Origin of the sequence: Micromonospora sp. NPDC005413 (assembly GCF_040606435.1) — a bacterium.
In the GTDB taxonomy this organism is placed as follows: Bacteria; Actinomycetota; Actinomycetes; order Mycobacteriales; family Micromonosporaceae; genus Micromonospora.
This window is the reverse complement of record NZ_JBEXEV010000005.1, coordinates 186,188-206,386: the sequence shown is the minus strand read 5'-3', so window position 1 is coordinate 206,386 and position 20,199 is coordinate 186,188. Positions and strand designations below refer to the sequence as shown.

Genomic DNA, 20,199 nt, shown 5'->3' with positions numbered 1-20,199 from the left:
GTGCGGTTGTTGTTGAGGATGTCGCGGGCGGGGGTCAGTGCTGGTTCGCCGTCTGGTACTGCTCGTCGGTGACGGCTTCGAGCCACGTGGTGGGGTCCTCGCCGCCGGGCAGGGCCTCGAGCAGGGCCAGGTGGCTCATGAACGTGTCCGCTGCGGCGCCGTGCCAGTGCTCCTCGCCGGGCGGGCAGATGACCGTCTCGCCGGCGTGGATGCGCACCACGGATCCGTCGCGAATGCCGACCAAGCCGACACCCTCAGTGACGTGCAATGTCTGGCCCACGGCGTGGGAGTGCCAGTTCGAACGGGCGCCCGGAGTGAAACGGACCAGCGCCACGGTCATCCGCGACGGCTCCGTCCCGTTGTAGATCGGGGTCAGGTAGACGTCCCCGGTGAACCACGAAGCGGGCGTCTTCACGGTGGGGCTGACCGGCTTGAGTTCCATGTCGTGCTCCTCGGTCTCGGACATTGGGCCAGGTTGGGCGCATCATCGCTCGACCCAGCGGCAGCAGGCCGAGCAGCGGAAACGCTCGCCGTCGCGGCTCACGTCATCCATGAAACCTGCCCCAGGCCGCCCGTGGGAGGGGTTGTCGAAACAGGTAATGACAGAACCCCTCTGCCGTACGGCGGGGGCCGTAGCGTGGCGGACATGGAGAACCAGGACGACGTCCGCGAATTCCTGGCTTCCCGACGCGCCAGGATCACCCCCGAACAGGCCGGCCTGCCGTCCTTCGGCGGCACCCGCCGCGTCGCCGGGCTGCGCCGAGCCGAGGTCGCCATGCTCGCCGGAGTCAGCCCCGACTACTACACCCGGCTGGAGCGCGGCAACCTCTCGGGCGCCTCCGACAGCGTCCTGGACGCCATCGCCCGTGCCTTGCGGCTCGACGAAGCCGAACGCTCCCACCTGTACGACCTTGCCCGCACCGCCAACACCCCGCGCATTCGACGCCGGTCGGTCAAGCAGCAGATCCGGCCCGGCGTGCAGGGCCTGCTCGACGCCATGACGGAGGCCCCGGCCTTCGTCCGAAACGGCCGCCTCGACATCCTCGCCGCCAACCAGCTCGGCCGGGCCCTGTACGCACCGGCCTTCGACAGCCCGGACCGTCCGGTCAACCTGGCGCGGTTCTGCTTCCTCGACCGCCGCGCCGACGACCTCTACCCACACTGGGACGACGCGGCCAACACCACCGTCGCGCTGCTGCGCACCGAAGCCGGCCGGGACCCGTACGACAAAGCCCTCAGCGACCTGGTCGGCGAGCTCGCCACTCGCAGCGACGACTTCCGCACCCGGTGGGCGGCCCACAACGTGCGTCTGCACCACACCGGCGTCAAACACTTCCAGCACCCGGTTGCCGGCCGGCTCGACCTGGCATTCGAGGCCATGCCTCTCCCGGCCGACCCCGGACTGACCCTCACCGCCTACAGCGCGGCAGCCGGCACACCCTCCGGCGACGCGCTGCGTCTGCTGGCCAGCTGGGCCGCGACCAGCACACCGGTCGACACCTCAGCCGACCAGCGCTGAGCAGCACAGCGGGTCGTCGATCCAGTCCGGAACGACGAGTCAGCAGCCGATCCGACTGGACCCGATCGCGACGTCGTCGTACCAGAGGGTGTCGGCCCCGCCGCCGTAGCTTTCCCAGCCCAGCTTCAGGTCGGTGAGCTGCGGCCGCCAGGTGCGGTTGTACCACTGGCCGTCGATGTCGTGCGTCGGTACGCCGTCCGCGGTCAGCCCGGTGATGGCGGTGCCGTCCAGCCAGGTACGGAGCTGACCGGCCGACCCGTCCACCATGAACTCCACGCAGGCCCACCGATTGGTGGGTAGCGGCACGCTCTGCGCCACCCCGGCCGGGCTCTGCTCGGGCAGGGTCGCGTCGTCGGAGGCGCGGTTCCACTGCATGGTGCCGTTCTGGCCGCCCATCCGCAGGTCCTTGTTGCCGTCTGCGGCGTCGGTCATCGCCATCATCGTGGTGTGATCGGTGGGCTGGGCGGTGGTGTGCCGTACCCAGATCCGGCCGTACCGGACACTGCCCACGCTGCTGAGGTTCTTCGTGGACCTGATGAAGACGTGGTTGCAGTAACCGGCCGCGCCGTTGATCCGGACCGCTCGGCTGCCGCTGTGCGTGACGGCCGTGTCGATGGCGGCTGTGCCGGCGCCGGAACAGTCCGGGTTCACCACGGTCCAGTCGCCGGACGGCGTCGAGCCGGTCTGGTTCTCGAAGCCGTCGCAGAGCACCGCCCCGGCGCACCCGGTCGGCGGGGGCGTGGTGGGCGGCGCACTGGTCGGCGGCGCACTGGTCGGCGGGGGCATGGTGGGCGGGGGCGTGGTGGGCGGCGCACTGGTCGGCGGCGCGCTGGTCGGGGTCGGCCCGGTGCCGTTGCACGGTACGCCGTTCAGGCTGAACCCGGTCGGCGCGCCGCCGCTGGAGCCGAACGTGCCCTGCACGCCGAACTCGGTGGAGCCGCCGGCCGGGATGCTGCCGTTGTACGACATGTTGCGGGCGGTCACCGTCGATCCGGACTGGCTGACCGTGGCGTTCCAGCCGTTCGTGACGCGCTCGTCCGCGGCGTACGTCCAGGTGACGGTCCAACTGGAGACGGCGGTGTCGCCGGGGGCGACCTTGATGTTGGCGGTGAATCCGCCGGGCCACTGGTTGGGCGTGTAGTCGACCCGGCAGCCCTGGGCGGCGGCGGCCGAGCCGGTGAGCAGGACCGTTCCGGTCGCGGTCACGGCGGCGGCCAGCGCGGCGACGACTGCCAGGGTCGGGACGGGGCGGGCGCGGAGAATCGTCATGAGAGGTCCTTCTGCCATCGAGCTGGACGGAGGCGGCGCGGCGGCGCGCGTCCTGGACGGACGCGGCGCGACAACGCGCCCTGGGTGCGGCGCGGCGGCGCGCCACAGCTGGTCGGTGCGGACGACCGAAATGCCCGGCTCGGGGTGGACCTGTCAGTCGCCGACGGCCCGGTCGCCCGGACCCCGGCGGTGCCCAACCTCAATCTATTGACAAATTCCTATCTATTCAAGCGTCAGCGGTCCGGGTGAGATCAAGCCATTGCGAGCCGCCCGACCGGCTGAGCGTTATTTCGGTGGACCGGCCGGCCGCGACCGTGCCAGCCTGACCCGACGATGAACCCGACTTGACCGGGTTCCGCCGGGCTGGCGCCATGACGGGATCGAACCGACCGACGGGAGTACGGCAATGCGAGGACTCGAAACCTTCCCGCCCATCCGGACGCGAGCTTTCGAGGACCCGTCAGCCCATGAAGACCGTCAACCTTGGCATTCTCGCCCACGTCGACGCCGGTAAGACCAGCCTGACCGAACGCCTGCTGCACGCCACCGGCGTCATCGACGGGCTCGGCAGCGTCGACGCGGGCACCACCCAGACCGACACCGGCGAGATCGAGCGCCGCCGGGGCATCACCATCCGCAGCGCCGTCGCCGCGTTCCCGGTACGCGACTGCCAGGTCAACCTGCTCGACACCCCCGGGCACAGCGACTTCGTGGCCGAGGTCGAACGCGCGCTCGGGGTCCTGGACGCGGCAATCCTGGTGCTGTCGGCCGTCGAGGGGGTACAGCCGCACAGTCGGCGGATCATGCGGATCCTCCGGTCGCTCCGGCTACCCACGCTGATCTTCGTAAACAAGATCGACCGGGTGGGCGCCCGCGTCGACGAGCTGGTCGCGGACGTGCGCCGGCTACTCACCCCGGCTGTCGCCCCGCTGGGCACGGTCCGCGCGCCCGGCACCCCCGAGGCCGCCTTCCGGCTCCACGATCCGCGGTACGACCGGAGCGGCGCCTACCGGCTCGCCGAGGCCCTCGCCGAGCACGACGACGAGCTGCTGGCCGCCCTGGTGGACGACCTGCCGCCCGACCCGGACCGGATCGACGAGGCGCTCCGGGTGCAGACCGCGGCCGGACAGGTCCACCCGCTGCTGTTCGGCTCGGCGCTGTCCGGCGCCGGCGTACCGGAACTGCTGGACGCCATCGCAGCCTTGCTCCCGGTGTCGCCGTCGGCGGAGCCCGAGCCGCGGGCCCGGGTCTTCGCCATCGAACGCGACCTCGCCGGCGAGCGGGTGGCGTACCTGCGGTCGTATGGCGGGCAGCTCCGGGCGCGGCAGCGGGTCATCGCGTACCGCCGGGAGCCGGACGGCCGGATCACCGCGACCCGCGCCCGGATCACCCGGCTCGACGTGATCGGCGCGGGCACCGACCACGCCGACCCGACCGGGCGGGACCATGGGCCGGCCGCGCTGACCGCCGGGTACATCGCCCGGGTCGCCGGCCTGACCGGGGTACGCCTCGGCGACCAGCTCGGCAGCCCAGCCGGCCTCGACGGGCGGTCGTACTTTCCGGCGCCGACCCTGGAGGCGGTGGTTCGACCCCGCGACCCGGCCCGGACGCTGGCGCTGCACGCCGCGCTGCTGGACATCGCGGACGCCGACCCGTTCATCCGGACCCGGGTGCCCCCGGACGGCGGCACGAGTGTGCTGCTCTACGGCGAAGTGCAGCGCGAGGTGCTGGCCGCCACGCTGGCCGAGGCGTACGGGATCGAGGCGGAGTTCGGGCCGGGCCGGCTCATGCACGTCGAGCGGCCAACCGACACCGGCAGGGCGGTGGAGATCATCGGGCACGGCTTCTTCGGCACGGTCGGGTTCCGGGTCGAGCCCGGCTCCGGGGTGGACTACCGGCTGGAGGTGGAGCTCGGCTCGCTGCCGCTGTCGTTCCACAAGGCCATCGAGGAGGCCACCCGGGCTGCTCTCGACCAGGGTTGTTACGGCTGGCCGGTCACCGACATCCGGGTCACCCTCACCAACAGCGGCTACTGGTCGCCGATCACCACGGCCGGGCACTTCCGGGACCTGGCGCCGTACGTCCTCATGCAGGCGCTCGCCGAGGCCGGCACCAGGGTCTTCGAGCCGTGTCGCCGGTTCGAGGCGGAGGTACCCGCCGACCGGCTCGGCTCGGTCACGTCGTACCTGGGTCGGCTCGGCGCCCGGATCGACGGCACCGACGAAATCGCGGCCGGCTGGCGGATCAGCGGGGTGCTGCCGGCGCGGCTCGAGCCGGAGGCGCAGCGGCGGCTGCCGGACCTGTCCAGCGGGGAAGGGTTGTGGTCGTCGGTGCCCGGCGGCGACCGCCTGATCTCCGGTGACCCGCCGCGCCGGCCCCGCACCGACGGCAACCCGTTCGACCGGGTGGAGTACCTGCGCTTCCTCGGCCAGCCAAGGAACCGATCCTGAAACTTCGCTGGTGCGGGCACCGGCACCGCACCCGTTTCAACCCCTCTTCACCTGGCGGGAACGTCATCCAGGTGCAGCTGGTACCAGTGCTCGTTGGTGACCAGGTGCAGCACCGGCCCGCGGCCGACAGCCGTCACACGGGTCGGAAGCGGGCCGCCGTCGGGCAGGACGAGCCCGTACTCGTCGGCGACACGCAGCGCATCGCTGTCCAGTTCCCCGACGACGAGCCGGTCCTTGTTCGGCCCGTACCCGCCCAGCAATCCGATCCGGGTGCCGCTGACAGCCAGGGCTCTGGCTCCGTCGATCGAGTTGCGCCAACCGGTGACCTCGCCACCTCGGACCCGCACGATCGGGAAGTCGGTGTAGTAGCAGGTCCAGACCGCGTCGTCGGTGACGTTGAGGGCGTAGCAGTCACTGATCGCGCCCATGGTCCCGTCCACATGGGACGGGAACCGCCACACCGGCCGCAGCTCGGGTGAGAAGCGGATCAGGCCCCTGTCGCCGATCGGCGGCGGGGCGTTCCCGCCACCCCAGCCGTAGTTGCCGTACACGCCCTCATCGAAGTACCCCACCCACACCTCGCCCGAGGTCGTGGTCAAGACATGCTCGATGCCGTCGCCGAGAGTTGCCGAGACCTCGACGTGTCCGTCGCTGTCGTAGATGACCGCGTTGCGGTCCGGGCCGTCCGGACGCCACCGGCACCGCGCTCCGACCACCAGCAACCGTCCCTGCGGCAGGGGCTGCACCGATGGATAGGCCACCGTCATCCCCTGCAACGACGTGACGTGGACGCTGTCGCCGGCCTGCCTGCTTCCCCGCACCGTGACGGTACGGTCGGTGGTCGGGTCAGGGAATGTCGCCCCACCCGCTTGGGTGGTGACCGACCCCATCGCCGCGCCGTCGGCCGCGTTGGCCCAGAGCGCGAAAAGGTCGCCGGCCGGTCCGATCGACACCGACACCAACACGTCGTCGCGATAAGGCCGCACCAACGGCGAACCTGGCGCGAGCGTCCACGTCGGCCGCCCATGGGCAGTCTGTTTCACGCTGGGAACTATAAGGTAGCCGTGGTCTTTCCCAGGATGCTGGCGAGTGCGCCGTAGTCGACGTCCTGCCCTTCTGTGATGTCGACAGTCTTGCGTTCACCGTTGCCCATGGCCCGGAGGAATCCCTTGACCTCGGGGATGTCCGTCGCGTTGAAGACCATGAACGAGACCTTGGACTTGGCTACCGCGATGACTGCCGCGTAGTGGCCGTTCTTCAGGTAATGCGGCTTGCCGTACTGAAGCCGTTCCTCGACACCTGGGATGGTCTGGTCGACCATCGCACGTAGTTTTTCACATACGTCGATCTGCCACGGCTGCGTCTTGTTGATGTACTGGGTGACATCGTCGTTCACGGTCTCCTCCTTCATCGCTGTTCACTGGGAAGCGCGGGTCAGCCCGGTAGAGCCTGCTGCACGGGAGTCGGGACGGGCATCGGCGGCGACCACCCATTCCACCACTCATTGGACTACGCACTACTGATCCAGCGTCGAGCATGATGGGGCGATGGAGGTCACGCATCCCGCCGGAGCGTCGAAGCGAGAGCTCGAGGTACTCGTCATGCTCGGCGCGCGCCTGCCGAACGCCGACATCGCCGGCAGGCTGCACATCTCCGTGCGGACCGTGGAGAATCACGTCTCCTCGCTGCTGCGCAAGTACGGCGTCGCCGACCGGAGGGCGCTCGGCGACCTTGCCGTACAGATGCAGGCGGGGGCACCGGTGCCTGGCCGGCTGGCCGGCCTGCCATCGGCGCTCACCACTTTCGTCGGACGGAGCGCCGAGCGCGAGCACCTGCTGGAGACGCTGCGCGGCGCTCGACTCGTGACCGTGGTGGGGCCAGGCGGGATGGGGAAGACCCGGCTGGCGGCCCGGATCGCCGGGGCGGCGGGGCCCTCCTTTCCCGCCGGCGGCGCGTTCGTCGACCTCGTCCCGGCCCGCGGCGGGTACGTCGCACAGGCGGTGGCCACCGCGCTCGGCGTCAGCGAGCGCCCCCAGCAGTCGCTGGAGGACGCGGTGGTGGAGCGGCTCGGAGAGAGTCGATCGCTGCTGGTGCTGGACAACTGCGAGCATGTGATCGACGTGGTGGCGCCGTTCGCGGAGCGGGTGCTGGCCGCCTGTCCGCGTACCCACATCCTCGCCACCAGCAGGGAACGCCTCGGCGTACGAGGTGAGCGTGTCGTACCGCTGGGTCCGCTGCCGCTGGAGTCCGACGCCGAGCGACTCTTCATCGACCGCGCTACCGCCGCGGACCCCGGGTTCGGGGCGGATCCCGTGGTGGTCGCCAAGCTGTGCGCGCGACTGGACGGTATGCCGCTGGCCATCGAGTTGGCTGCGGCCCGCAGTGCCACCCTGGGCGAGAACGGGTTGTTGGCGGCGCTCGATGACCAGCTACGGCTGGTGGCCGGCGGTAGGGGTGTGGACGAGCGGCACCACTCGCTGCGTGCGGTCATCGACTGGAGCCACGACCTGCTCGATGACGAGGAACAGGCACTGTTCCGGCGGCTCGCCGTCTTCGCCGGGGCGTTCGACCTCACCGCCGTCGCCGGGGTGAGCCCTGCCGGGTGCACCCGCGGTGCGGTTGCGGACGTGCTTGGCAGGTTGGCGGACAAGAGCCTGGTCAGCGTGCACCGCCGGGGCGGAGCGGCCCGGTGGCGACTGCTGCAGACGGTACGCGCGTTCGCCAGCGAACAGCTGGACGTGTCGGGCGAGCGGCCGGAGATCCAGGACCGGCACCTGCGCTGGGCGGCGCACGTCGCCACCGAGTTGGAGACGAGGCTGGACGGCGACGGGTGGTACGAAGAGTTCGACGGCGTCGCCGACGATCTGAGAGCCGCCCTCGCCGTCGCCCCCGAAGGGCCGGGTGAGCTGCCGCACCGGCTGGCCCAGGCACTGGCACACCTCGCCTACGCGCGGCGGTTCCTGATGGAATCGCTCGGCCACTACCGGACCACCGCCGAACGGGCCCCCGCTCCGGGCGAGGCCGCGGCGAACCTCTACGCGGCCTCCGCCGTTTCCCATGCGATCGGCGACGACGGTCAGCGGCCCTTCGACCTGTTGCTGGCCGCCGCGCAGCGGGCCCGTGCGGCCGGGGATCGTGGGGCCACGGCCATCGCGCTGGCGCAGGCGGTCACCACCGCGCGGCGGCACCCGGCAGGGTTCGCCGCCGAGGTTCCGTACGAGCGCCTGCGTGACCTCCTCGACGAGGCGATATCGGCAGCCGACGGGTCGAGCGACGCCGTGGTGGTGGCCCGCCTCGCCGAGGCGGCGGCCTGGGCCGCGACCTCCAACAGGTACGAGGCCGACCCGGCGCTCGCCGAGGCCGCCGTGGCAGCCGCCCGGGCCACCGGCGATCCGGTGCTGATCAGCGCGGCTCTGGACGCGGTGGCCACCGCCGACATCGTGGCAGGGCGGGGCGCGGACGTTCGCCGGATCGTGGATGAACGGTTGACCCTGCTGCCCGCGATGTCCCGGCACGACCCGGGCGCCGCCCCGGAGATCGTCGACACGTACCGGATGGCCCACCTGGCCGCCCTCGGCGTCGGTGACCTGCCGGCCGCCCTGTCGATCGGCCAGCGGACAGTGGACGACGACCTCGCCGGCAGCTCCTACTACTCGGCCGCCCTCCTGATCACGCCGCTGGTGCTCAGCGGACGCTTCGACGAGGCGCTGCGGATGGCGGGCACCGCGTGGGAGGGTTGGCGGCGGGCCGGCCGTCCGCGCACCGGCACGATGTCGCCGCCGATGGCCGCGGTCGCCCTCGTCCACGGGCTGCGCGGCGACGACGAGGAGTGCACGCTGTGGCGTTCCCGCGCAATCGAGGTCATCGGGGAGCTACCCCCGTACTCCACGTTCGTGTCGATGGTCGACGCACGGCTCGCCGTGCACACCGGGCGGATCCAGGACGCCGCCGCGCTTGTCCGCCGGACGTTCGACGGCATCCGCAGTTGGTCTCCGCCCTACTCGCGGGCGGTGGGCGCCGAACTGGCCGTCGTCGCCGAACTCCCCGACGCACCGGACCTGCTATCGGCCGCCGAGCGGAACGAGAGCGCGTGGGCCGCCGCCTGCACCGCCCGCGCCCGAGGCCGCCTGTACGGCGACACCGCCGCCCTCACCGCCTCGGTGGCGGGATGGGAGCGCATCGGCGCCCGGTTCGAACGAGCCTGCACGCTCCTGCTGTTACCCGACCGTGCCGCCGAGGGCCGGCGAGACCTCGCGGCCCTCGGCGTCGGGATCTCGGCTCAGGGGCTTCGAACCCCTAACGACGTGGGGATCAATAGTGGCGTGTTGATGTGACCCGGTGCCCGGGCGTCGGAATGACGCCCGGGCACCGAATGACGTCAGAGTCGAGCCAGGATCTTGTTCACGGTGACGATCTCTGCCTGCTGGTCGTCGATGATCTGTTGGGCGAGGTTCTTGGCGTCGGTGTTGGCGCCGTTGGTGAGTTCGTCCTTGGCCATGGCGATGGCGCCCTGGTGGTGGGCGATCATCATGGTGAGGAACTGTTTGTCGAAGTCCCCGCCGATCGCGACGGTGAGCTTCGCCATGTCCGCCTCGGTCATCATGCCGGGCATACCGTGGCCCATCCCGGGCGTCGGGCTGCCGCTCATGCCGGGCATGCCGTGATCCATTCCTGGCATCCCGGCGGTGGGGGCGGGTGTGCCCCAGCCAGCCAGCCAGCGGGTCATGGTGGCGACCTCGGGGGCTTGCGCGGCCTTGATCTGGGCGGCCAGTTGCCTGACGTCGGTGTCGACGGCGCGGGTGGCGGCGAGGTCGGCCATCTGCACCGCCTGCTGGTGGTGCGGGATCATCATCTGGGCGAACATGACGTCCGCCGCGTTTCCGGCACCGGGGTTGGTCTGGCCTGTGCCGTGGGTGGGGCTGCTGGTGACGGTGTGCTCGGCGTCGGTGTTGTGGTTGCTGGAGGAGCCGCAGGCGCTCAGGGTGAACGCGGTGGTGATGCTGACGCCGGCCACGAAGGCACGGCGCAGGTAGATGCGAGTCATCGCAGGTACTGCCTCTCGGTAATGCTGGAGCTGCGGGACAGGAACGGGCATGCGGCAGGGCGACGACGTGTCGCCCTCTGCCGCGCGGCAGCTCCTATGTGCGCTGCACCGATACCGAGGCGAGGTGAAGTCCGATGAGGCGCGCTGGCGGCCCGCGGGACCAGGCGGCGCGGACTGTTGGCCGCAGGCCGGAACGGACAATCTTGGTCTCGGTCAGCAGAGCGAGGCCGAGCGCGATGGTGAGGGTGAACGCGCCGAGGATGGCCAGGCAGACCGCCCAGGAGGGCATGTGTCCGTCGTGGCTTGCCGGAGCGGTGATCGCCTGGGCGCAGCCGTCGCCCGCGCAGTCGTCGTGCTGGCCGGCTGGCGCGGGCATCGCCGCGGTGTGAGCGCCGGTGCCGGTGGTGGGCGGGGCCGGGTCGTGACCGAGGCTGTGCATCGCGGCCAACCCGACGAGGGTGCAGGCGAGCAGCACGAACCGGACCAGGGGGCCGGTTCGTGCTGCTCGCGCTGTCACAGCCTCCACGCTAGCCTGTCGCTCGGTCGTCGTTCAGATCTCGCCACCAGGACTGTTACTCGGCGGCCGGGCGCAGTCGTACCCGGCGCAGGAGTTGGGCGTTGAGCGCGACGACGATGGTGGACGCGGACATGAGCACCGCTCCGATCGCCGGACTGAGTGTGACGCCGGCCCAGGCGAGGACACCGGCTGCCAGAGGCAGGGCGATCACGTTGTAGCCGGCGGCCCAGGCCAGGTTCTGGATCATCTTGCGGTAGGAGGCCCGGGACAGTCGGATCACCGCGGTGACGGCGCGGGGGTCGGATGAGGCCAGGACCACTCCGGCGGACTCGATGGCGACGTCGGTGCCAGCGCCGATGGCGATACCGACGTCGGCGCGGGCCAGGGCGGGGGCGTCGTTGACGCCGTCGCCGACCATCGCCACCCGCAGGCCCCGCTTCTGAAGGGCGGCCACGGCCTCGTCCTTGTCGGCGGGCAGCACTTCGGCAAACACCTCGTCCTCCCCGGGGCGGAACCCGAGGTCGGCGGCGACGGCCTCGGCGACGGACCGGGCGTCCCCGGTGATCATCGCGATCTTGCGGATACCCTGTTGGCGCAATTCTGTGATGGCCTGCCGGGCCTCGGGACGCACCTGGTCCTCGAGTGCCAGGGCGCCGACGACGCTGGCCCGGTCGCCGTCGTGCAGGCGCAGCAGGTGCAGTACGGCGGCACCGCGCCGCACCCAGTCGTCCTGGTGTTGCCGCAGGGCCTCGGGAACGGTTGCCCGCAGTTCGCGTAGCAGGGCGGGTCCGCCGACGGCAAAGGTGGCGGCGTCGACGTCGGCGCGTACGCCCCGTCCGGTCAGCGATTGGAAGCCGGAGCCGCGGCGGGTAAGGCCGCGGTCGGCGGCCGCGGCGACGATGGCCCGGGCCAGCGGATGTTCGCTGTCGGCTTCCACGGCGGCGGCGATGGCCAGGACGTCGTCGTCGCTGGTGTCGGCGGTGGCGGCTACGCCGGTGAGGACGTGTTGCCCGCGCGTGAGGGTGCCGGTCTTGTCGAACAGCACCGCGTCGACGGTGCGCATCCGCTCCAGCGCGAGGCGGTCCTTGACCAGGATGCCGCCCTTCGCCGCGACCGCGGTGGACAGGGCGATAACCAGCGGGATGGCCAGGCCGAGAGCGTGGGGGCAGGCGATCACCAGGACGGTGACGGTTCGCACGACGGCCTGGTCGAGGTTGCCGATCAGCGTCCAGACCAGCATGGTCAGCACGGCGGTGGCAGTGGCGATGTAGAACAGCCACGCGGCGAACCGGTCGGCCAGAACCTGCGCCCGGCCGCTCGACTGCTGCGCCTGCGCCACGAGTCGCTGGATGCCGGCCAGGGCGGTGTCCGCGCCGACGGCGTCAACACGGACCCGGATCGCCGCGTCCGTGGCGATGGTGCCGGCGACGACCCGCCCACCCGAGGTGCGCGACACCGGCCGGGACTCGCCGGTGATCATGGACTCGTCCATCTCTGCGTCGCCGTCGATGATCGTGCCGTCGGCCGGCACCCGTGCGCCCGGGCGCACGAGGACAACGTCCCCGACCGTCAGGTCGGCCAGGCTCACCCGCTGCGGCTGGCCATGCGGGTCGAGGCGTTCGGCGTCGTCGGGCAGCAGCGCGGCCAGGGCCGACAGGGCGCCCTGTGCCTGCCCGATGGCCTTCATCTCCTGCCAGTGCCCCAGCAGCATGATGGTGACCAGGGCGGCCAGTTCCCACCAGAAGTCCAGGTCGAACGCGCCGGCCGCGGTGGCAAGCGACGCCGCGTACGCCACGGTGATCGCCATCGCGATCAGCAGCATCATCCCCGGCGCCCGGTCGAGGACCTCCCGTACCGCGCCCTGCAGGAACGGCCACCCTCCCCAGGCGAACACCACCGTGCCCAGCACCGGCCCGACCCAACCGATGCCGGGGAAGTCCAGCCGGTAGTCGAACCAGTCCATCACCATGTGACTGGTGGCCACGATCGGCACCGTCAGCACCAGGCTCAGCCAGAACCTGCGCCGGAACATCTCCGGGTCGTGCCCGGCGTGCTTGTCATGCCCACCCTGCCCGCCGTGTCCCTCGTGACCAGGGCTGGCAGGAGGGGCTGCTGTGTCGCGCTCCCCGTGTGGACGGCTGCCCGTCGGCACCATCGGCGTGCTGTCGTGTTCGTGCGACATCGTCATCGCCTCCCTGACCGATGACTATACCCCCCACGGGTATCGTGGTCCCGGCGCATCGCACCCTGGCGTTCACCTTCGTCGCCGGTATCGGGCCGGCCCGGACACTCGTTCGCGCCCGGTCATCAGCGACCGCGCGCGGACCGCCGAGTGATGCAGCCCGGGGCGAGGCCAATTTGCCTCACCCCTCGCCTCAGACCCTGGGCGAACCGGTTGCGCCCGGCGATCAGCGCGTCGGGTGGGACGGTCGAGGGGAACGCGAACCAATGAGTTGCCGGAGTAGTCCCTCAGGAGGATCGGATCCAGGTACCGGACCGGGACGCGATCGTAAAGGGTGATCTTGTGGTTGCGGTCGCAGAAAACGCAGGCGAGCAGGGGAAGGCCCGTGCGCTGAAGAATCCAGGACAGCACGATATGAGGACGCGTAGACATGATCCCTCTTAAGATCTGACGAAAGGCATGGGAATGAGCCGACGGCGACGTCGGCGACCGATGCGCGGCAAGGTGTCAGGTCTAAAGAGCAGGCGGCGTCACGCGGGGTGAAGTCCTCTCGTGAGCGGGTCGGAGAAGAACGATCCAGCTGCAAGGTAGGACGGGGCCGTTGGCGAGGCCACCGATTTTTGTCCTGGTGCGAGGACGGAGGTGCGGATTCGGCCGCTTCTTCCCCGGCTCATGTGCCAGGTCGCCAGCCAGCCACGTATGGCCCTGGTGTCGTTTGACGACAACCTGCTCGACCCCGCAACACCGTTGCAGCACAGTGACCTCGGACGCGTCGTCGGGGATCAACCCGTCTCGCGTAGGACCCAGGAGCTGGTGGGTAGTGTTTCGGTATGGCACAGCGACTCGTCAGCGTATGGCAACCGTTCTTCCTTGGTAGCGCGAGTCAGGGCGCGGCCATCGATGCCGCGACCGAGTTGGAGGAGCTCGGCTATTCACGGCTCTGGTTCTCGGGCGGTTTCGAGGAGAACGTCGCCCCACGCTTCCGGGAGATCCTGGACGGGACCAAGCGCATCGGGGTCGCGTCAGGGATTGTAAGCATCTGGCACTCGTCGCCCCCTGAGGTGGCGGCGTTTGCCCAGGACGCGGAGCAGGCCCATCCCGGCCGGTTCCTGCTCGGTCTGGGCGCCAGCCACGCGGTGCTGGTGGAAGGCGGCGGCACAAGCTACCGCAAGCCGTACTCGAAGATGGTGGAGTACCTCGACGGTCTCGACGCGGCCGGACTCCCTCCCGAGCGGCGGATCCTGGCCGCACTCGGCCCGCGGATGCTTGAGCTCTCCCGCGACCGTTCAGCCGGCGCGCACCCGTACTTCGTCCCTGCGGAGCACACCGCCGAGGCCCGGGCGGCACTCGGGCCTGACCGGCTGCTCGCTCCCGAGGTCGCGGTGGTCCTCGAACCGGACGCCACCATCGCGCGTGCCACCGCACGGCAGTACACGAGCGGATACCTCGCCCTGCCGAACTACACCAACAACCTGCGGCGATTCGGCTGGACCGACGAGGACTTCGCCGGAGGCGGCAGCGACCGCCTCGTCGACGCCCTGATTCCCTGGGGCACCGCCGAAAAGGTCGCGGCCGGGCTGGACAAGCACTACCAGGCCGGGGCGGACGAGGTAGCAATCCAGGTACTCAACGGCGGCGACGCCACGACATTCCCCGCCGACGCGTTCCGCGCTCTCGCCGCAGTTCTGATCTGACTCGGCGGTACCTGATCGAGAGAGCCACAACGCCGGCCGGCGCGAGCTGTCTGGCTGTCCCGGCCTGACGCACCGAAGTCGTCGCGGCGACGCCCCAGCTCACACGGTAGGTAGCCTGCCCGGTCCAACGGGGGTCGTGGCCGATGCGTTGGACCGGATAGGTCGCGGGGTTTCGCCGACTGTCGCTTCCGGGTAGCGGATGGCTCATGAACCGCAATCTCGTGAAGGCTCTGCAGGTTGCATGGGGGCTGCCGGAGTTCCGCAACGGAGTGCGCCACCTCATCGATCTCGACGAGGTGTCGGTTCTGCTGGCCACGCTGTCCGTTGCGGATCATGATCGCGAGGTTGAGATCAGCCTGCTGAGCCTGCTGCGATCCGGCCTGGACACGATCGAGATTCGGGAGGCGGTCTTGCTGATGCTGGAGCAGGACGAGGTGCGCCGGCCGCTCGTCGCAGCGGTGGTGGAGCCGCTTGCGGACCGGCCGGGTCAGGCGGCCGCCATCGCTTCGGCGGCCGAGGATCCTGCGGTGCGGCGGGAGGTACGGGCGGTGCTGGACAGCGCCAAGGTGCGCGAGCTGATCTGGCAGGCTGTTGACAACCAGGTGAGCGACAACCGGTTCGGCTTGATCCGCCGGGTGGCGGTGTTGTTCGTGCGGCACCCGAGCGTCCGGCGCCTCGTGTGGACCGCGCGCCGGCACGGAGTGTTGCGCGAACTACGCCGCAAGGCGTGATCTTCAACGGTCGTGTGACGCTAGTTCCCACTGGCCGGAACCGCACCGCTGATGGAACATGCCCCTGAGCGTCCACTGCTCGACCGACACCTGACGTGCCGCAGCGCATGAACGGCGGCAGGAGAGTGCGCTCTTTGGGGCCAGCCCAGTGGGCGCGGATCGCGTACCTTGCAGGCATGCCAGTGGCATCCGCCGACTCGGGGCAAGTTGCCGTCGCTATCCCACCAAATCGTCGCCTCGCGACGAGTGCATTCGGCCTGGCGCTGGTCGCGGTAGGGCTGGTCGGCGGCTTCGGAGCGGGCAGGCTTGCCGACGATCCGCACACCGCCAAGCCGGAACTGCTCGTTGGGACGGTCACCTGGTCGAACGACCAGACCAGGTCCATCGCATTTGAGGAAGACGAGGCTCTACGGGGCCCTCTCGATGGCGACACGATCTACTCAGTGATCGCCGAAAGCTGGCAGGACGTAAGCGGGACACTGCACCACGATGGCACCTATCCAACCTGCTTGGCCGGCGAGAAGGACGGCCCGGTCTCAGTGGACCGGCACCGGGTCGAGCTTGAGGTCCTACACCGAGACACGGGCGGTCAGCCACAGCACATCGTCGTCCACGTCCACTGCCTCGATTGAGGGCATCAGCCCGGGCACCTGCGCTTCCGGCTTCCCCAGGCCACGAGACCGACCCAGAGTGCTCGTTTGGTGACACGCACACAGTGCTCCTCTACTCGATGCTCACCTCGCTCGACGGCTACGTCGAGGCGGCGGAGGGCGACCTCGGCGCCGGGGCGACCAAGGACCAGGAGGTGCATCCGTCCTGATGCGCTCGACGACGGTCCTGCTGGAGCGCCTGCTGCGGGCCGGGATGCGCGAGGTCGTCACGGTGGAGCCGGTGACGGGTGGCGTCGCGGCGCTCGCGGGCATCGCCACCCGCCGGGACGCACCGTCGGTGTTCGTCAAGGCCTTCGCCGAAGCCCCGGCCGACGACGTCTTCGTCGCGGAGGCCGCAGGGCTGGCCGCCCTACGCGAGCTCGGCGGGGTGGCGACACCCGAGGTGATCCTGGCGGACCGGGAACTGCTCGTGTTGTCGGTGCTCCGGCCGAGGCCGCACAGCGAGATCTTCTGGGAGCAGTTCGCACACGTGCTCGCCGGCATGCACATGAGCACGACCCATCCTCGCTTCGGCTGGCACCACGACAACTGGCTGGGTCGCCGCCGCCAAATCAATACGTGGAATGACGACGGCTTCGCATTCTTCGCAGAGCACCGGCTGCTTCGGTGGCTCGGGCAGCCTCGCGTTGAGGCGGCACTGGATGCCGGAGACCGGGCGGCGCTGGAGCGGTTGTGTCACCGGCTGCCCGATCTGCTGCCGGACCAGCCGGCATGCCTGACGCACGGCGACCTGTGGGTTCAAAACATCTTGGCCACTCCAGACGGGCGGCCCGCGCTGATCGATCCGGCCGTGTCGTACATGTGGGCCGAGGTCGACCTCGCCCATGTGTGGTCCACCTCGCCCCCGCCCGAGGCGCGACGAATGTTCGAGGTCTATGCGGACCTGACCTCTCTCGACGGCGACTGGCGGGCTCGCATGCCGATTGTCCAGCTGCGGCAACACCTCGCCGTGCTGGCCCAGTTCGACGACGACTGGGGCGCAGGTGACCAGATCCGTGCCGTCCTTGCCCCGTTCCGGACGCGATCCTGACCAAGTGTGACCTTGGCGCCGCACTGGCAAGTGGTGCGACGTCAGCCGGCCCCAAGCAGGTCCCACCGGTTGCCGGCGATGTCGAGGAAGACCGCGACCCGGCCATAGGGCTCGGTCTGCGGTTCCCGGACGAAGGTGACACCGGCCTCGACGATCCGCCGGTAAGCCGCGTCGAAGTCGTCGACGTGGAAGAAGAACCCGACTCGGCCAGCTACCGTCATTGGTTAGCGGTGGGGAGTCCTCGACGAGGTGGAAGCCGAGTACGTCGGTGAAGAACGCGATCGTAGGGTCGTACTCGTCGACGATCAGGGCGACCAGGTCGATCCGCACCACGACAGCCTATGCGGGCCAGCAGCAGTGGGACCGCGACCGCCTCGTTCGGCGGCGGCAAGATCCGGGGCAGGGTGTGTTTCCCGACGATCTCGAGGAGGCCGAGCGTCGCCAGGGTGTACGGGTGCGATCCGGCGATGCGGTACTCCTGCGGACCGGCTACGGCCGCGCCCGGCACGAGGCCGGTGAGGCCAGCGTTTTCACGCAGGCCGGCTGGCACGCATCCTGCCTGCCGTGGCTACACGAACGCGGCGTCGCGCTGATCGGCGCGGACACCCCCCAGGACGTTCAGCCGTCGGGGTACGAAGACGTGTTGATGCCGGTTCACGCCGTGAGTCTCGTCGCGATGGGTCTGTGGCTGCTCGACAACTGCGACCTGGAGGCGTGCGCGGCAACGGCTGCCGAGCTCGGCCAGTGGGACCTCCAGCTCGCAGTCGCGCCGGTCCGCTTCGCCGGTACGTCGGGCAGCCCGGTCAACCCGATCGCCACCTTCTGACCGCGGTTCCGTGGTCGCGATCAAAACCTGGGAAGAGACACACCTGGATCGCGTCTTTCAGGCCCGCGCCCAGTTCCACGGACAATCGTGACGCTGCTCGACGAAACCTGCGCGCCCGACGGTCGAGTCACCGCGTCGGCTCGGCCGGGGCTGGGAGCCGATGCCGGCGGATCAGCCGCTGCCCGATGAAGGTCCGCCAGACCCGGTCGGCGACGGTCGGTTCGACGATCCAGAGCCGACGCTGCGCCTCGGCGAGGGTGAGCGGCGCGGTGAAGAGATCCAGGAACAGCCGGCTGCTGCGGTTGAGTGCGAACACCTGACCGTCGACCCGGCGGAACAGGTGCCGGTCCACAGGCAGGTCGCCGGGGACGCCGTCCTGCTCGTCCGACCGGATCCGCCGGTACGCGTCCCAGACCTGCTCGTCGTCGCGGTCCACGAAGGAGCCGTTGGCGAGGAACTCGGTCTGGTCGTCGGTGTCGTGCCGGACCCGGTCGTGGGCGAGTACGCCGCGTACCGCGGTGCCGTAGCGGTCGTGGTAGAAGAACGTGTGCGGGGTGTCGGTGCTGCCCAGCCACGGACGGTGGTAGTGCCCGGGGTTCAGGCCGGCCTTGGCCTGGGCGACCTCGGCCCGCACCGCCTCGGTCACCGGCTCGTCGTACTGGAGCACCCGGACGATGTCCGAGCCTTCCACCGGCCGCACGTTGGTAAGGCCGAACCGCTCGGGCTCCTTGGCGACGATGGCGCCCGGGGTCAGCATGAAGTCGCCGAGCCCGCCGAGGGTCCACAGGTCCGGGTTGTCGCGCAGGAATGTGATGCTGTCCAGCGCCTCCTCACGGGTCTCGGTGGGGAAACCGGTGAAGCCCATCATCTGCACACCGATGTTGGCCTTGGTCATCGCGGTCATGGTGCGCCGTGCCTGCTCCGGCTTGGTGCCCTTGTCGATCAGGTCGAGGATGCGCTGGTTACCGGACTCGAAGCCGACCGAGATGGCCACGCAACCGCTGCGCCGCAACAGCTCGCAACGCTCGTCCGACCAGTACTTCTCCAGCCGGATCTCGGCACCCCAGCGGAAGTCCAGCCCCCGCTCGACGACCTGCTCGGCGAAGCGCAGGATGGTCGCGGGAGCGAGCACGTCGACCGAGAAGTAGATGAACTTGGCGAACTTCGACAGCTCGGTGACGTCCGCGATCATTGTGTCCACCGTGTCCTGCCGCCACGGGCTGGTGGGACCGTCGGTGTTCAGGCCGTAGTCGCAGAATGTGCACTTGTTCCAGTAGCAGCCTCGGGTCGGCGAATAGTAGACGAACCGCTCCGGGCTGAGGTAAAGGTCCCAGGGCAGGCCGGAGAAGTCCGGGACCGGCACCTGCGCCAGGCGCTCGTAGCGCAGCGGCAGCTGACGCTGACGGCCGTACTTCGGGTGCAGCCGGACGTTGGGGTGCCCGGCCGGCAGGGTGCCGGCCTCCACCGCGTCCAGGATCTCCGTGTACGCGCTCTCCCCCTCCCCGACCACGATCGCGTCGAAGTCGGCCAGCACCTGGAAGACGTACTCGGGTTTGCTGGCGCACTTCCAGACGTCGGAGATCTCCGTGCCACCCGCGATGAGGAAGACGTCCGGGCAGGCCCGCCGGACGAGTCGGGCGATCCAGAGCGCGAACGGGAGCTGCCACTGGTAGGTGGCGCTGATCCCGATCACCTGGTGCCCGCCGGCGGCCAGCCGCGGGATCAGCACGTCCTCGTAGTACGGCAGGAAGGGCCGGTTGAGCCGAGCGAGCAGCGCCTCGTCGGTCAGCGCGGCCACCGAGCCGATCGAGATCATCGGCGGCGGGTGGAGCCGGAAGCCGGCGTGGAACTGCCCAGGGAATCCGACCGTGCCGAGCGCGTCCATCCAGGAGATCACGCCCTCGACGGCGTCCTGGTAGTGCCGGTAGTCGTAGAACAGGGTCGGATCCTGCAGCACCCCGATCGACCGGCGCAGTCGCTCCGGATCGGGGTCGGGCAGGCCGAGCTGATTCGCCCGGGCCATCAGCGCGTCCGGACCGCTGAGGTCGTCGATCGAGAGCCGGGACAGTTCCCGCCGCAGCCAGTCGTACGCCGACGGAGTGTACGAGTGATGGAACGCCTCGATGTTGGCGTCGATGATCTCCGCCGGCCGATGCCCCTGCGCCCGGGCGTACGAATCGAGGTAGTTCAGGGAGTGGTATCCCGAGGTGGGATCGGTCAGCGGGGGGTAGATCAGTGCCGCCTTCACCGTGCCGCTCATCGACTC

At 70.1% G+C, this 20,199-nt stretch carries 16 protein-coding genes and 1 pseudogene; 8 read left to right on the top strand and 9 right to left on the bottom strand.

All coding sequences use genetic code 11. From position 1 onward, the window contains the following. Positions 1-34: 34 nt before the first annotated feature. Positions 35-466, bottom strand: a complete 432-nt coding sequence (locus ABZS37_RS09955; protein ID WP_355167390.1) for a cupin domain-containing protein — start codon at positions 464-466, stop codon at positions 35-37. A gap of 180 nt (positions 467-646) precedes the next feature. Between ABZS37_RS09955 and ABZS37_RS09950 the strand changes: the two genes are divergently transcribed. After that, positions 647-1,519: a helix-turn-helix transcriptional regulator gene (locus ABZS37_RS09950; protein ID WP_355167388.1), complete on the top strand. Its 873-nt coding sequence runs from the start codon at positions 647-649 to the stop codon at positions 1,517-1,519. Positions 1,520-1,558: 39 nt separating this feature from the next. Here the strand turns inward: ABZS37_RS09950 and ABZS37_RS09945 are convergent, their stop codons facing one another. After that, the gene (locus tag ABZS37_RS09945) at positions 1,559-2,788 is read right to left on the bottom strand and encodes a cellulose-binding domain-containing protein (protein WP_355167386.1); all 1,230 of its coding nucleotides are present in this window, start codon (positions 2,786-2,788) and stop codon (positions 1,559-1,561) included. A gap of 467 nt (positions 2,789-3,255) precedes the next feature. Here ABZS37_RS09945 and ABZS37_RS09940 point away from each other — a divergent pair, with 467 nt between their 5' ends. Then, a complete protein-coding gene (locus ABZS37_RS09940) occupies positions 3,256-5,238 on the top strand; it encodes a GTP-binding protein (RefSeq protein ID WP_355167384.1) in 1,983 nt (660 codons plus the stop codon). Positions 5,239-5,285: 47 nt separating this feature from the next. On the opposite strand, the gene ABZS37_RS09935 is transcribed toward ABZS37_RS09940, so the two are convergent. Both ABZS37_RS09935 and ABZS37_RS09930 read right to left on the bottom strand, forming a co-directional pair. After that, positions 5,286-6,224, bottom strand: coding sequence for a hypothetical protein (locus ABZS37_RS09935; protein WP_355167382.1), 939 nt, complete (start codon positions 6,222-6,224; stop codon positions 5,286-5,288). Between the two features lie 65 nt (positions 6,225-6,289). Then, on the bottom strand, positions 6,290-6,634 hold the full coding sequence (locus tag ABZS37_RS09930) for a DUF1801 domain-containing protein (protein ID WP_354993545.1): 345 nt from the start codon (positions 6,632-6,634) through the stop codon (positions 6,290-6,292). Positions 6,635-6,785: 151 nt separating this feature from the next. Between ABZS37_RS09930 and ABZS37_RS09925 the strand changes: the two genes are divergently transcribed. Continuing rightward, the gene (locus ABZS37_RS09925) at positions 6,786-9,572 is read left to right on the top strand and encodes a LuxR C-terminal-related transcriptional regulator (protein ID WP_355167380.1); all 2,787 of its coding nucleotides are present in this window, start codon (positions 6,786-6,788) and stop codon (positions 9,570-9,572) included. A gap of 44 nt (positions 9,573-9,616) precedes the next feature. Here ABZS37_RS09925 and ABZS37_RS09920 read toward each other — a convergent pair whose 3' ends face one another. The 3 genes from ABZS37_RS09920 to ABZS37_RS09910 form a co-directional block, all read right to left on the bottom strand. After that, positions 9,617-10,282 (bottom strand): DUF305 domain-containing protein, encoded by a 666-nt coding sequence (locus tag ABZS37_RS09920; RefSeq protein ID WP_355167378.1) that lies wholly within the window; start codon positions 10,280-10,282, stop codon positions 9,617-9,619. A gap of 94 nt (positions 10,283-10,376) precedes the next feature. Beyond that, entirely contained in the window at positions 10,377-10,799 is a 423-nt protein-coding gene (locus ABZS37_RS09915; protein WP_355167376.1) for a hypothetical protein, read from the bottom strand. Positions 10,800-10,854: 55 nt separating this feature from the next. Further along, positions 10,855-12,831, bottom strand: coding sequence for a heavy metal translocating P-type ATPase (locus ABZS37_RS09910; RefSeq protein ID WP_355167470.1), 1,977 nt, complete (start codon positions 12,829-12,831; stop codon positions 10,855-10,857). Positions 12,832-13,811: 980 nt separating this feature from the next. Between ABZS37_RS09910 and ABZS37_RS09905 the strand changes: the two genes are divergently transcribed. From ABZS37_RS09905 to ABZS37_RS09890, 4 genes are all read left to right on the top strand, one after another. Then, entirely contained in the window at positions 13,812-14,675 is an 864-nt protein-coding gene (locus tag ABZS37_RS09905) for an LLM class F420-dependent oxidoreductase (RefSeq protein WP_355167374.1), read from the top strand. A 206-nt stretch (positions 14,676-14,881) separates the two neighbouring features. Further along, positions 14,882-15,406, top strand: a complete 525-nt coding sequence (locus ABZS37_RS09900) for a hypothetical protein (RefSeq protein ID WP_355167372.1) — start codon at positions 14,882-14,884, stop codon at positions 15,404-15,406. Between the two features lie 176 nt (positions 15,407-15,582). Then, positions 15,583-16,038, top strand: coding sequence for a hypothetical protein (locus tag ABZS37_RS09895; protein ID WP_355167370.1), 456 nt, complete (start codon positions 15,583-15,585; stop codon positions 16,036-16,038). Positions 16,039-16,225: 187 nt separating this feature from the next. Beyond that, on the top strand, positions 16,226-17,107 hold the full coding sequence (locus ABZS37_RS09890) for a fructosamine kinase family protein (protein ID WP_355167368.1): 882 nt from the start codon (positions 16,226-16,228) through the stop codon (positions 17,105-17,107). Between the two features lie 41 nt (positions 17,108-17,148). Here ABZS37_RS09890 and ABZS37_RS09885 read toward each other — a convergent pair. Further along, positions 17,149-17,437 (bottom strand): annotated as a pseudogene (locus tag ABZS37_RS09885) (VOC family protein). On the opposite strand from ABZS37_RS09885, the gene ABZS37_RS09880 reads away from it, so the two are divergent. Continuing rightward, on the top strand, positions 17,376-17,933 hold the full coding sequence (locus ABZS37_RS09880) for a cyclase family protein (protein ID WP_355167366.1): 558 nt from the start codon (positions 17,376-17,378) through the stop codon (positions 17,931-17,933). The pseudogene ABZS37_RS09885 and the gene ABZS37_RS09880 overlap by 62 nt on opposite strands. Before the next feature lie 127 nt (positions 17,934-18,060). Here ABZS37_RS09880 and ABZS37_RS09875 read toward each other — a convergent pair whose 3' ends face one another. Beyond that, positions 18,061-20,193, bottom strand: a complete 2,133-nt coding sequence (locus tag ABZS37_RS09875; protein ID WP_355167364.1) for a radical SAM protein — start codon at positions 20,191-20,193, stop codon at positions 18,061-18,063. Positions 20,194-20,199: the final 6 nt, after the last annotated feature.